The following is a 12165-nucleotide window of genomic DNA, read 5'->3' on the forward strand; positions in this document are numbered from 1 at the left end:
TATGACCCTTTTCAACGCCGGGGACTGGCTCGTCCACCGCCACGTCCGCGAGGGACGCGGGGACCGGGTGGCGGTCCGGGGCGGCGCCACGCTCACGTACGCGGAGCTTTCCGACCTCGTCGCGACCGCCACCGCCGCCCTGCGCGCCCTCGGGCTGCGGCGCGACGACCGCGTGGTCTTCGTCACCAGCGACGGCGTCCCCATGTTCGCGGGGATCCTGGCCGCCTTCTGCGGCGGGTTCGTGGCCGTGCCGGTCTCGACCATGCTGGGCGCCAAGGAGCTCGGCGCGATCATCGCCGACTCCGGCGCCGCCGTCGTCGTCGCCGGAGCCGAGTACGCCCCCCAGGTCCAGGAGGCGCTCGCCCTGGCGCCCGAGGTGCGGCACGTGGTGTGGGAGGGCGACCCGCCGCCCGGGAGCGCGTCCCTGACGTGGGAGGAGCTGCTCCGCAAGGGTGAGGGGGAGCCGCGCGAGCCCGCTCCCACGCTGGAGGACTCCTGGGCCCTGTGGCTCTACACCTCCGGCACCACCGGCGTCCCCAAGGGCGCCATGCACCGGCACGCCAACGTCAGGCACGTCTGCCGGACCTACGGCGACCAGGTGCTCGGCATCCGGCCCGACGACGTCTGCTTCTCCGTCGCCAAGCTGTTCTTCGCCTACGGCATCGGCAACTCGATGTTCTTCCCGCTCTCGGCCGGAGCCGCGACCGTGCTGGAGCCGCGCCGCCCCGCACCCGCCGTGACCGCCGAACGGATGGCCGCCGACCACCCGACCCTGTTCTTCGCCGTCCCCACCTTCTACGCCGCGCTGCTGGCCGCCGACCTGCCCGCCGGCACGTTCGCCTCCGTACGGCTGGGCGCCTCGGCGGGGGAGGCGCTGCCCGCGCCGCTCCAGGAGCGGTTCACCGGCCGCTTCGGCGTCGAGATCATCGACGGCATCGGCTCGACCGAGGCGCTGCACATCTTCCTGTCCAACCGGCCTGGCGACGTGCGCCCCGGCACCACCGGCCGCCCCGTGCCCGGCTACGACATCGAGCTGCGCGACCCCGACGGCCGGCTCGTCCCCGACGGCGAGCCGGGCGCGCTGCATGTGCGCGGCGAGTCCATCGCCCTGGGCTACTGGCGGCGCACCGACGCCAGCCGCGCCGTGTTCGCGGGCCAGTGGCTCAACACCGGCGACACCTACACGCGCTCCCCCGAGGGCTACTACACCTGCCTGGGCCGCAGCAACGACCTGCTCAAGGCGGGCGGCATCTGGGTCTCGCCGGCCGAGGTCGAGAGCCGGCTGCTGGAGCACCCGGCGGTCCTGGAGGCGGCCGTGGTGGGCGTGGCCGACGAGCACGGGCTGGACAAACCGGTCGCCTGCGTCGTCGCCCAGGGGCAGGTCACCGCCGAGGAGCTGGTCCAGTGGTGCCGCGACGGCCTGGCCGCCTTCAAACGGCCCCGCCGGGTGGTCTTCCTCGACCGGCTGCCCAAGACCGCGACCGGCAAGATCCAGCGCTTCCGGGTCCGCGAGCTCCTCGCCCAGGAGGCCCCCGCGTGAACGTCGACGTGCTGATCATCGGCGCCGGTCCCGTGGGCCTGTACGGCGCCTACTACGCCGGGGTCCGCGGCCTGCGCACGGCGGTGGTCGACTCGCTCGGCCAGGTCGGCGGCCAGGTGAGCGCGATGTACCCGGAGAAGCAGATCTACGACGTCGCCGGGTTCCCGGCCGTCTCCGGCCGCCGCCTCATCGCCAACCTGGTCGAGCAGGCCGCCCCGTACGAACCGGCGTACGTGCTCGGGGAGGAGGCCCAGCGGCTCGAACGCGCCCCGACCGGCCGGCTCGTGGTCAAGACCGGCGCGGGCACCGAGATCACCGCCGGGGCCGTCGTCGTGACCGGCGGGATCGGCACCTTCACGCCCCGCCCGCTCCCGGCCGGGGAGGAGTTCCTCGGCCGGGGCCTGGCGTACTTCGTGCCCGAGGCCGCGGACCACGCGGGCCGGGACGTCGTCATCGTCGGCGGCGGCGACAGCGCCGTGGACTGGGCCCTCATGCTCCACCCCGTCGCGCGCAGCGTCACGCTGGTCCACCGCCGCGCCGCCTTCCGCGCCCACCACGGCTCCGTGGCCCGGCTCGCCGCCTCGCCCGTCGAGGTCGTCGTCAACGCCCAGGTCACCGCCGCCCGCGGCGGCGACCGGCTGGAACGCGTCGAGCTCAGCACCGGCCGGACCCTCCCGTGCCAGCGGCTGGTCGCGGCCCTCGGCTTCACCGCCAACCTCGGCCCGCTGCGCGAGTGGGGCCTCGACCTGCACGACAACCGCCACCTGGTCGTCGACTCCGCGATGCGCACCAACGTGCCCGGCATCTTCGCCGCCGGCGACATCGCCGACTACGACGGCAAGGTCCGGCTGATCGCGGTCGGCTTCGGCGAGGTGGCCACGGCCGTCAACAACGCCGCCGTGCACCTCGACCCAGCCGCCCAGCTCTTCCCGGGGCACTCCACCGACAATCCCGCCCCAGGTCCGTGACCAGGAGATTCACCATGCCGTACGTCATCGCCGCACCCTGCATCGACGTCATGGACAAGTCGTGCGTCGAGGAGTGCCCGGTCGACTGCATCTACGAAGGGGAGCGCAAGCTCTACATCAACCCCAAGGAGTGCATCGACTGCGGCGCCTGCGAACCCGTCTGCCCCGTCGAGGCGATCAGCCAGGACCGGCGGGTCGCCGAGGAGCACGCCGAGTTCGTCGAGGACAACCGCCGCTTCTTCACCGAGGTGCTGGACGGGCGGGAGGCGCCGCTCGGCGCGCCCGGCGGTTCGGGCAGAACCGGCCGGATCGGGGTGGACACCCCCATGGTCGCGGGCAGGTAAGGAGCATGATCGACGGCATGCCCCTCATCGACGCGCACGTCCACGTGCCGCTGCTCGGCACCCTCAAGCCCGCCTGGCTGCGCTGGGCCCGCGACTTCGGCGAGCAGGGCGTGCTGGAGGACGTGTGGGACTCCGCGGGCAGGCCGCGCCCGGACCGCCTGGACGAGCTCTTCGCCGCCCAGGGCGTGGACGTCGCGCTGCTGTTCTGCGAGTACAGCCCCAAGGCGACCGGGACGCAGGCGTTCGAGGACCTGCTGCCGATCGTCGAGCACAACCCGGCCCGCTTCCGGCCGGTCGCCAACGTCAACCCCCACCTGCACTTCCCGCTCGCCGACGAGCTGCGCCGCCAGCTCGACCTCGGCGCCGCCGCGCTCAAGCTGCACCCCGTGCACGGCGGGTTCCGCTGCGACGACGCCGCCCTCTACCCCGCCTACCACGTGCTGGAGGAGCGCGGCGTCCCGCTCGTCGTCCACTGCGGCACCAGCTCCTTCCCGGGCGCGGCCAACGAGAACGCCGACCCGGGCTTCCTCATCCCGGTCATCCGCGACTTCCCCGGCCTCGACGTGGTGCTCGCGCACGGCGGGCGCGGCTGGTGGTACGACGCCGCCGCCTTCCTCGCCCTGTCCCACGACACCGTGTGGCTGGAGCTGTCCGGCCTGCCGCCCAAGCGGCTGCCCGAGTACTACGCCAAGTACGACCTCACGCGGCTCGGCCGCAAATGGATCTTCGGCACCGACTGGCCCGGCGTCCCCGGCACCGCCGTCAACGCCCGCGCCGTCGCGGGACTCCTGCCCGAGGAGGTGGCCAGGGCGGTGCTCGCCGGGAACGCGGCGAAGGTGTACGCCGGCCTGCGGCCGGGGGAGTGAGCCAGGCCCGTCCACGCCCTCGGCGACCAGGTGCCCCGGATCCACCCGGACGCCGTCGTCATCGGCAGCGACTGCGTCGTCGGGCACAACGCTCACCTCGAAGGCTGCACGGTCGAGGACCGCTGCCTCATCGGCTCCGGCTCGGTGGTGCTCAACCGCGCCGCTCCAGGAACGCGGTCATGCGCTCGTGCTTCTCCTCCGTCTCGAACAGCACGGCCTGCGCCACGTCGTCGAAGCGCGGGTGGGCGCCGGGCGGGGCGGCCAGCGCGAGCTTGGTCAGGCGCAGCGCCAGCGGCGCGTTCTTCGCGATCCGGGCGGCCAGCCGGTCGGCCGCGGCCGGCAGCTCGTCCTGCGGCACCACCTCGTTGACCAGCCTGACGGCCAGCGCCTCCTCGGCCGGCAGCACCCTCCCGGCGAGCAGGATCTCCTTGGCGAGCGGCTCGCCGACCAGCTCGCGCAGCCGCCAGCACGCTCCGGCGGCGGCCATGATGCCCAGCCCCGCCTCCGGGTTGCCGAAGCGGGCCCGGGGGGTGGCCAGGCGGAAGTCGCAGGCGTACGCCAGCTCGGCCCCGCCGCCCAGGGCGGGGCCGTCGACGGCGGCGATCGTCGGCATCGGCAGCCGGGCGATCCGGTCGAACAGGCCGCTGTTGATGCCCGCCAGCGCGTCCTCGCGGCGGCGCTCGCGCAGCTCGCGGATGTCCGCGCCGGCCGCGAAGATCCCGTCGGAGCCGGTGAGGACGAGGATGCGCGGCCGCCGCTCCAGCTCGGCGCAGACCGCGTGCAGGTCCGCCACCATCGCCGCGTCGATCGCGTTGCGTGCCTGCGGCCGGTCCAGCCGGACCAGCATCCGGTCGGTCCCGTCCTCGACCTTCACCGTGTCGTTCAGCGGAAGCACCGCGGCCTCTTTCCTCGTCGTCAGGTCTCAGCGGTGGATCACGGGCAGGATCAGGCGGCTCGGGTGCCCGGGACCGTGGAGCACGCTGTTGGTCGCGACGACGACCTGGTCGGCGGTGTCCTCGGCGATGGTTCCGCCGGTGTTGGTGTTGCGGTCGTAACGGGGGAAGTCGCTGGAGGAGACCTCGAGGCGGATCCGGTGCCCGGGCAGGAACACGTTGGAGGTCACCGACAGATCCAGCGTGACCTCGTACACCTGGCCGGGGACCAGCGGCTCCGGCTCGGCCAGGGAGTCGCGGTAGCGGGCGCGCAGGATGCCGTCGGTGAGGTAGATCGCCCGCCCGTCGGGGAAGACGTCGACGAGCTTGCCGGTGAAGTCGGTGTCGCGCGCCGACGAGGTGACGTGGAGGACGAGCGAGACGTGGCCGGTGACCTCGACCGGCTCCTCCAGCGCGGGGGTGGTGAAGCAGAGCACGTCCTCGCGGGCCTCGACCGGGCGCTGGTCGACCGGGCCGGTCCCGTTGACGGCGGCGGGCATCATGATCCGGCCGCCGAGGGTGGGGACCGGGTCGGCCGGGTCGTAGGTGTAGGTGTCGGTCGCCTCCGCCGCGGGTGGCCGGGGGCTGAGGACGCCGTCGCCGCCGGCGGTGTTGGCCCGGCCGGCGCCGTCGAGGAAGTAGTCGGTGTACTCGGTGCCGGGCAGCGGCCAGTCCTGCTCGTCACGCCACTGGTCGATGCCCATGACGAAGATCCGTACGGGTGCGGTGCCGTCCAGGGCGTCGGTGCGGCCGCGCAGCCAGCGGTCGAAGAAGCGGATGTGCGCCCCGGTCAGGTCGGCGGCCATGCCGCCGGCGCTCATGCCGAACCGCCGGTCGTGGTAGGCCCCGTCCTGGTACAGGTGGTCCCAGGGGCCGATGATCAGCCGCTGCCCGTCGCGGGCCTCGGCGCTGCCGCCCTCGGCGCGCATGCGGGTGTAGGTGCGGACGGTGCTGTCGACGAACAGGTCGAACCAGCCGCCGACGTTCAGCGCGGGCACCGTCACCCGGTCGAACCGCTCGGCGACGGCGAGGTCCTGCCAGAACCGGTCCCGGGCGGGGTGCCGCAGCCATTCGGCCCACCACGGCGACTGCTTGTTGAGCAGCGGCTGGTCGCCGATCGGCAGGGTGGCCAGATGCGGCTGCGGATCGGCCGCCATGCCGGCCGCCTCCATGAGAACGCCGAAGTCGCCCGCGGTCTGCGCCGCCGTCAGCGTCATCATCGTGGCCCACGTCCAGGTGGTGTGCCACGAGAGCGCGCCGCCCGCGGAGTACCAGGGCGCGTGGTAGAAGTCGGTGCTGGTCACCGTCGGGGCGATCGCCTTGAGCCCGGCGGGGGCCTGCGACGCGCCGGCCCACTGCACGAAGCCGAGGTAGGAGGCGCCGTAGCTGCCGATGTTGCCGTCGCACCACGGCTGCTCCAGGAGCCAGGCGATGGTGTCGGCGCCGTCGTGCGGGTCGTCCAGGTGAGGGGTGAACTCGCCGTTCGAGCGGAACCTGCCGCGCGTGTCCTGCCAGACGACCGCGTACCCGGCTTCGAGCAGGGCTTGCAGGTTGGGGGTGAGGGGAGACCCGCCGAGGCCCGGCAGGGCGTCCTTGCCGTAGGGGACGCGCACCAGCAGCGTGGGCGCGGGTGGTCCCTCGGGGATCCAGAGGTCGGTGGCGAGGGTCACCCCGTCGCGCATCGGCACCATGACGTCCTTCTCGACCGAGAAACGCATCGTAATCTCCTACACCCGCCCGCATCACCGTCAGGATTATGTAGCATTTTGCGCCCGCCTCTTTCTAGCGCACATTCTGACCGATCGGAAGGCCCCGGAGACGATGGCGATGCGTCAGGGGCGCTCGCCGGGCCGGGGCCAGCGGGCCTGCAGCTCGAGCTCGGCCTTGGCCATGGCGGCCTGCAGCTGGTCGGGGCTGCCGGCCTCGAGGACGGTGCAGCGGAGGGGGTCGCGGCATTCGAAGGCGGTGTAGGCCTGCCGCCAGGCTCCCCAGGTGATGACCCAGCCCGGCCACCGCGCCTGCAGGGCGTCCAGGTCGCGATCGACGGCGGCCGATTCGGGGGTGCCGGCGTCCTGCCGCGGGGGCGGTTGGGCGGGTCGGCCGCGCGAGCGGCGATGGCGGGGTCGCTGCGGTCTGTCTGTGGGCTCTTCCCGGTCGGGCGGCGGCTCTGACGGCATGGGTGCTGGCATCAGGATCTCCATCGAGGGGGTAGATCGTGGTGCGTGCGGGAGACTTATCGTTCCCACTGGCATTCCCCGATGCAAGCACGTCTGCACATGCATTCCAAGAAAATTGCATATGCACGTGCACGGGCTGTGTGCTGAAAGAAGGAAAGGGAAGGAAGGTCCCATTTACAATGGCATGTCGGCTTCTGTGTTGTATGGGGTGAAGTGTGCGGCGCCGAATATCGGCGCATGGTCGGAAGGGGCATGAAACAGTAGGTAACGTAAGGAACAATGAGTGTGTCTCGCCCGGCAAAAAGGATCGATGATGATCGTTGCAGAGCCTGACGGAGACGGCGTCCCCGCTGGCGTCGTACGTGGTGCCCGAAGCGGGCCGACCGCGTTGCGGATCATGGTGGGCACGCAGCTGCGCCGGCTGCGCGAGGCCAAGGGCATCACCGGCGAGCAGGCCGCCGACACCATCCGCGCCAGCCACTCCAAGATCAGCCGGATGGAGCTGGGCCGCAGCCCCTTCAAGCAGCGCGACGTGGCCGATCTGCTTACCCTGTACGGCATCACCGCCCCCGACGAGCGGGAGAAGGTGCTGGAGCTGGCCCGCCAGGCCAGCGCCCCGGGCTGGTGGCACCAGTACAGCGACGTGCTTCCCGGCTGGTTCGAGCCCTACCTCGGGCTGGAGCAGGCGGCCCGCACGATCCGCAACTACGAGGCGCAGTCCGTGCACGGCCTGCTGCAGTGCGAGCCGTACGCGCGGGCCGTCATCGGCATCCAGTACGGCGACGCCGACCCCGACGACCTCGATCGCCGGGTGGCGATGCGGATGCGCCGCCAGGACCTGCTCACCGACAGCGACGCGCCCACCCTGTGGGCGATCATGGACGAAGCGGTGCTGACCCGGCCGATCGGCGGCCGCGACGTCCAGCGGGCCCAGCTGGAGCACCTGCTCGCGGTCTGCGACCTGCCGAACGTCACCCTGCAGATCGTGCCCTTCCACATCGGCGGGCACGCGGCGGTGGGCGGCCCGTTCACGCTCTTACGCTTCGACGCCCCCGACCTGCCCGACGTGGTCTATCTGGAGCACCTCACCAGCGCGATGTACCTGGACAAGCCCACCGACATCGACAGCTACAGCAAGGTGATGAACACCTTGACCATCCAGGCCGCTCCGAAGGAGGCGACTCCGGCGCTGCTCAAGGGCATGCTCGAAGAGCTCTGAGCGGCTAGCGTGCCACGTCGCGGGCGGCCGTGTGCCAGCCGGTCGCCCTGCGCGCCAGAGCGCCGAAGCCGAGGAAGACGGCCAGCCCGAGCAGGGACGCCAGGGCGACCGCCGCGAACAGCTGCTCGGACTGCAGCCGGGAGCGGTAGAGGTCGATGAGCGTGCCGATGCCCGGCTCGCCCTGCCGGAAGAAGAAGTCCCCGACCACCGCCCCGATGACCGACAGGCCGGCGGAGATGCGCAGGCCGGTGAGGAGGTGGGGCAGCGCCGCCGGCAACTCGAGCTTCCACAGCCGGGCCGCCCACCCGGCCCGCGCCAGCGTGAACAGGTCGTGGTGGCTCTCCTCCACCGACCGCAGCCCGAACAGCGTGTTGGTCACGATCGGGAACAGCGCGATCAGCGCGCAGACCAGGACGCGGGTGAAGAAGCCGAACCCGAACCAGAACCCGAAGAGCGGCACCAGCGCCAGGACCGGAATCGTCTGCAGGATCACGAGGTACGGGTGCAGCGACCGCTCCAGCCACCTCGCCCGCGCCATGGCGATCGCGCACACGACGCCGGTCACGCCCGCGATCGCCAGGCCCAGCAGCGCGACCTGGCCGGACAGCAGCAGGCCGGCCAGCAGCTCGGCGCGGTTGACGGGGTCGAGGAGCCCCACCCGCACCACGGCGTCCGGCGGGGGCAGCAGGAACCGCCGGTCCGGGGTCAGCAGCACGTACGTGACCGCGTACCACAGGGCGATCACCAGGACGAAGACGATCAGCGGCGGAACCCACCGCAGCCACCTCATGCGGCCGCCCCCCTCAGCCAGGCCGACACCTGGCCCGCGATCCGCGCGAAGTCAGGGCTGAAGCGCAGCTCGGGCGGGCGAGGGTAGGGGAACGGCACGTCGCAGGCGCCCACGATCCGCCCCGGCCGTTCCGACAGCACGATGATCCTCGTGGCCAGGAAGACGGCCTCGCCGACGGAGTGGGTGACGAACACCGCGGCGAAGCGGCGCAGGCCGAACAGGCGCAGCAGCTCCGACTGCAGCCGCTCGCGCGTGATCTCGTCCAGCGTGCCGAACGGCTCGTCGAGCAGGAGCAGGTCGGGCTGGACGGCGAGGGCACGGGCCAGCGACACCCTCATCCGCATCCCGCCCGACAGGGTCCGGGGACGGTGGTGCGCGAAGTCGGCCAGCCCCACCAGCTCGATCGCCTCGTCCGCGCGCCGCCGCCGCTCCGCCCTGGACAGCCCGCGCAGCTCGCCGAGCAGCTCCACGTTGGCGCGGACGGTGCGCCACGGCAGCAGGGCATGGTCCTGGAAGACGTAGCCCACGGACGCGGTGTCCCGGCGCACCGAGCCCTCGGTGGCGTCGGTCAGCCCCGCGGCCAGGCGCAGGAGGGTGCTCTTGCCGCACCCGGAAGGGCCGACCACCGCGACGAACTGGCCGGGGGCGACGGTCAGATCGATCTTGTCCAGCGCGTGCGTGCCGTCGTCGTAGCGCTTGCCCGCACCGGAGAACGACAGCGCGGAGGTGGCGGCCTGACCGGGCACCCGGCCACTGGACCACGTCGGACAGGACACGGGCAACCCGCCGTTCGGTCAGCCGGCGCGGTAGCCGATCTTCGGGTCGATGAAGTCGTTGGTGACCACGTCGGAGGGTCGCAGACCGTCCTTCACCGGCTTGTTCTGCTTGGCGAAGATCGGCTTGGTGATGTCGATCAGCCGCTGCACGCGGGCGGTGTCGAAGTTGCCGACGGTGTCGTCGGGGCCGTTGCCGGCCAGCTTGAGCGCCTTCATCTGCCGGACCGAGAACTCCGAGCTCGGCCTGGTGTACTGGGTGGCGACCTTGTACGCCTGGTTGAGCCGCAGGGTGAGATCGATCGTGGGGCCCGGCTCGGCCAGCACGTCGACCTGCGCCTGCTGGAAGATGGGGATGAGCTTGCGCAGGCACGGCGCGAGCTTCTGCCTGTCGGCCGGGCGGATCACCAGCGGGGGGCCGTAGTTGGGGTAGCCGGCGTCGTACACGAGCTGATACTTCACCGGCTTGCCCCACTGCGGCACGTCTTTTTCGTAGATGTACGGCTCGGCGTTGGCATAGCCGGCCACCGCCGCCTTGCCCCCGGCGGCCACGAAATGGGACGGGGACCCGTCGTAGGATCCGTCCACCTGGCTGCGCTTCAGCAGCCCCGCCCCCACCAGATACTCCATGTAGGTGTTGCCGCCGAAGTAGAGCACCTTCGTGTCCGTCCGGCCGATGTCCTTGATGGTGTGGAAGGCGGGGTACGTGGCCGGGTCCCACAGGATGATCTGCGGGTGGATCTCCAGCAACGCCATGACCGCGAGGGTCGGCTGGGTGGCCGACATCTGGATGCCCTCGTCCATGCCGCCCAGGACGCCGAGGGTGATGCCGGGGTCGGTGTAGAGCTGCGCCGACGACTGGGTGAAGCCGATCGCCGGCCCGCCCGCCCGCAGCTCCAGCGTGACCCCGGTGTCCTTGCCCCGGACGACCAGCGGCGCGCTCACCCGCTTCCTGCCGACGTCGATGGCAGGGTTGGCGCCGAGCAGGTGGTACATCCCGCCCTCGACGGTGATGTGCGGCGTCCATTGGGTCTGCACCACGACGGTGGCCGGGCAGACGCCGCGCAGGTCGGTCGGGTCGTTGGGATCCCCCGACGCCGCCGGTTTCTGCTGGGGCGCCTGTTGCGTGCCGGTGCACGCCGCGAGCAGGAGGAACAGCGCGGCTATCGCTGTGGCCCTCGCCGTGTTACGTCCCGCATGCCGTGGCCGGCGCACGCGCATGGTGCCATCCTTCCGATGTGCGGCGATTGCATATTCGCGGCAGAAACCATGTCAAGCGCTGATCCGATATTCCTGGTCCTGCGCGAGCGGAAGACAATTCCCGGAACTTACCATGCTTTGTCGAGCGCCCGGCATTTCTGGTGAGCGCTTACGGGTGAAACACCCTCTGTGGGTGTTTTGTCCAGTCGTGTGAGATTCAGATTCGGGAGAAGTGCACTAACGGCTTCTTCGTTGCAAATGGGTATGATCACCTCACGGGTGCGTCGCCGCCGGGGACCTTATGCTCAAGCCTGGAGACCTCTGAATGACAACGGACAACTCGACCACGGACCGGTGGCCGCCGGAGATCGACACGACCGTTGCCCACTCGGCGCGGGTCTGGAACTACTGGCTGGGCGGCAAGGACCACTACGCGGTGGACCGGGAAGTCGGCGACCGGTTGAGCCGGATAAATCCGGACATCGCGTTGACGGCCCGCGCCGACCGCGCCTTCCTCCACCGCTCCGTACGCCATCTGGTGGCCGAGGCGGGGGTACGGCAGTTCCTGGACATCGGCACCGGGCTGCCCACGGCCGGCAACACGCACGAGATCGCCCAGGCGCTGGCTCCGGAGACGCGCGTCGTCTACGTCGACAACGACCCCGTCGTCCTCGCCCACGCCAAAGCCCTGCTCGTGGGCACGCCGGAGGGCAGGACCAACTACATCCAGGCAGACCTCCACGACCCGGACACCATCCTGGGAGCGGCCGCCGACACGCTCGACTTCACCCGGCCGATCGCGATCATGCTGCTGGGGATCCTGCACTTCGTCAACGACGACGACGAGGCGTACGGGATCGTCAAACGCCTGCTCGACGCCGTCCCCTCCGGCAGCCACCTGGCGCTCGTCCACATCACCGCGTTCTTCAACCCGGAGGCGAAGCGCGAGGAGGTGCGGCACTGGAACGAGCACGGCACGCCCAAGCTGACCATCCGCACGCCCGAGCAGATCGGGCGCTTCTTCGACGGCCTGGAGATCCTGCCCCCCGGCGTCGTCTCCACCACGCGATGGCGCCCCGACATCGACGACGTCCCGGAAGTGGATGGATTCTGCGGGGTCGGCAGGAAGTAGGGCGGCGGGCCGTGCGTAGTACGCGTGAAACTTTCACGGAGGGGAATCGGCGGCCGGTGCGCTCCGGCCACCCCATAACCGCCGGTGGAAGGAGAGATCGCCCCCCTTATCAGCCGGGCGTTCGGCCACGTTAGCGCCTGCCCGATTCCGGCCCGAGGAATCCTCTAGTGGACGGCCCGGCGGCCGCCAGCGCAGGGTGATGCCGACGCCACGTCAGACAGAAG

At 71.4% G+C, this 12165-nt stretch carries 12 protein-coding genes and 1 pseudogene; 7 read left to right on the forward strand and 6 right to left on the reverse strand.

The window, feature by feature from the left end; translation table 11 throughout:
* The first annotated feature begins 1 nt into the window (after window position 1).
* From HD596_RS35085 to HD596_RS65765, 5 genes and pseudogenes are all read left to right on the forward strand, one after another.
* Window positions 2-1540 carry a benzoate-CoA ligase family protein gene (locus tag HD596_RS35085; protein WP_185073689.1) on the forward strand — a complete coding sequence of 513 codons (1539 nt, stop codon included), beginning with the start codon at window positions 2-4 and terminating at the stop codon, window positions 1538-1540.
* Window positions 1537-2508 carry an NAD(P)/FAD-dependent oxidoreductase gene (locus tag HD596_RS35090; RefSeq protein ID WP_185073691.1) on the forward strand — a complete coding sequence of 324 codons (972 nt, stop codon included), beginning with the start codon at window positions 1537-1539 and terminating at the stop codon, window positions 2506-2508. The genes HD596_RS35085 and HD596_RS35090 overlap by 4 nt, the downstream gene beginning before the upstream one ends.
* A gap of 14 nt (window positions 2509-2522) precedes the next feature.
* Window positions 2523-2852 (forward strand): ferredoxin, encoded by a 330-nt coding sequence (gene fdxA, locus HD596_RS35095; RefSeq protein WP_185073693.1) that lies wholly within the window; start codon window positions 2523-2525, stop codon window positions 2850-2852.
* Window positions 2853-2857: 5 nt separating this feature from the next.
* Entirely contained in the window at window positions 2858-3718 is an 861-nt protein-coding gene (locus tag HD596_RS35100; protein ID WP_185073695.1) for an amidohydrolase family protein, read from the forward strand.
* A gap of 30 nt (window positions 3719-3748) precedes the next feature.
* Window positions 3749-3859, forward strand: a pseudogene (locus HD596_RS65765) (hypothetical protein); the annotation flags it as partial.
* Window positions 3860-3869: 10 nt separating this feature from the next.
* On the opposite strand, the gene HD596_RS35110 reads toward HD596_RS65765, so the two are convergent.
* The 3 genes from HD596_RS35110 to HD596_RS35120 form a co-directional block, all read right to left on the reverse strand.
* Window positions 3870-4565: an enoyl-CoA hydratase/isomerase family protein gene (locus tag HD596_RS35110; protein WP_185078903.1), complete on the reverse strand. Its 696-nt coding sequence runs from the start codon at window positions 4563-4565 to the stop codon at window positions 3870-3872.
* Between the two features lie 75 nt (window positions 4566-4640).
* Window positions 4641-6368 (reverse strand): CocE/NonD family hydrolase, encoded by a 1728-nt coding sequence (locus HD596_RS35115; protein WP_185073697.1) that lies wholly within the window; start codon window positions 6366-6368, stop codon window positions 4641-4643.
* 114 nt (window positions 6369-6482) lie between these two features.
* On the reverse strand, window positions 6483-6839 hold the full coding sequence (locus HD596_RS35120) for a hypothetical protein (protein WP_185073699.1): 357 nt from the start codon (window positions 6837-6839) through the stop codon (window positions 6483-6485).
* Window positions 6840-7140: 301 nt separating this feature from the next.
* Between HD596_RS35120 and HD596_RS35125 the strand changes: the two genes are divergently transcribed.
* Window positions 7141-8046 (forward strand): Sco1979 family transcriptional regulator, encoded by a 906-nt coding sequence (locus HD596_RS35125; RefSeq protein ID WP_185078904.1) that lies wholly within the window; start codon window positions 7141-7143, stop codon window positions 8044-8046.
* A 4-nt stretch (window positions 8047-8050) separates the two neighbouring features.
* Here the strand turns inward: HD596_RS35125 and HD596_RS35130 are convergent, their stop codons facing one another.
* Genes HD596_RS35130 through HD596_RS35140 form a run of 3 tightly spaced genes read right to left on the reverse strand, consistent with a single transcriptional unit; the run spans window position 8051 to window position 10830 of the window.
* Window positions 8051-8836 carry an ABC transporter permease gene (locus HD596_RS35130; RefSeq protein WP_185073701.1) on the reverse strand — a complete coding sequence of 262 codons (786 nt, stop codon included), beginning with the start codon at window positions 8834-8836 and terminating at the stop codon, window positions 8051-8053.
* Complete coding sequence (locus HD596_RS35135) at window positions 8833-9582, reverse strand: ABC transporter ATP-binding protein (RefSeq protein ID WP_185073703.1); 750 nt, start codon at window positions 9580-9582, stop codon at window positions 8833-8835. The genes HD596_RS35130 and HD596_RS35135 overlap by 4 nt, the downstream gene beginning before the upstream one ends.
* A gap of 48 nt (window positions 9583-9630) precedes the next feature.
* Entirely contained in the window at window positions 9631-10830 is a 1200-nt protein-coding gene (locus HD596_RS35140; protein ID WP_185073705.1) for a hypothetical protein, read from the reverse strand.
* Between the two features lie 304 nt (window positions 10831-11134).
* Between HD596_RS35140 and HD596_RS35145 the strand changes: the two genes are divergently transcribed.
* The gene (locus tag HD596_RS35145; RefSeq protein ID WP_185073707.1) at window positions 11135-11941 is read left to right on the forward strand and encodes an SAM-dependent methyltransferase; all 807 of its coding nucleotides are present in this window, start codon (window positions 11135-11137) and stop codon (window positions 11939-11941) included.
* The last annotated feature ends 224 nt before the right edge of the window (window positions 11942-12165 follow it).

The sequence above is a fragment of the Nonomuraea jabiensis genome (assembly GCF_014204795.1).
Lineage (GTDB): Bacteria > Actinomycetota > Actinomycetes > Streptosporangiales > Streptosporangiaceae > Nonomuraea > Nonomuraea jabiensis.

Coding starts and splice junctions, on each gene's coding strand:
- fdxA (WP_185073693.1), top strand. CDS start 2,523: ATGCCGTACGTCATCGCCGCACCCTGCATCGACGTCATGGACAAGTCG.
- HD596_RS35085 (WP_185073689.1), top strand. CDS start 2: ATGACCCTTTTCAACGCCGGGGACTGGCTCGTCCACCGCCACGTCCGC.
- HD596_RS35120 (WP_185073699.1), bottom strand. CDS start 6,839: ATGCCAGCACCCATGCCGTCAGAGCCGCCGCCCGACCGGGAAGAGCCC.
- HD596_RS35140 (WP_185073705.1), bottom strand. CDS start 10,830: ATGCGCGTGCGCCGGCCACGGCATGCGGGACGTAACACGGCGAGGGCC.
- HD596_RS35100 (WP_185073695.1), top strand. CDS start 2,858: ATGATCGACGGCATGCCCCTCATCGACGCGCACGTCCACGTGCCGCTG.
- HD596_RS35125 (WP_185078904.1), top strand. CDS start 7,141: ATGATCGTTGCAGAGCCTGACGGAGACGGCGTCCCCGCTGGCGTCGTA.
- HD596_RS35145 (WP_185073707.1), top strand. CDS start 11,135: ATGACAACGGACAACTCGACCACGGACCGGTGGCCGCCGGAGATCGAC.
- HD596_RS35130 (WP_185073701.1), bottom strand. CDS start 8,836: ATGAGGTGGCTGCGGTGGGTTCCGCCGCTGATCGTCTTCGTCCTGGTG.
- HD596_RS35115 (WP_185073697.1), bottom strand. CDS start 6,368: ATGCGTTTCTCGGTCGAGAAGGACGTCATGGTGCCGATGCGCGACGGG.
- HD596_RS35110 (WP_185078903.1), bottom strand. CDS start 4,565: ATGCTGGTCCGGCTGGACCGGCCGCAGGCACGCAACGCGATCGACGCG.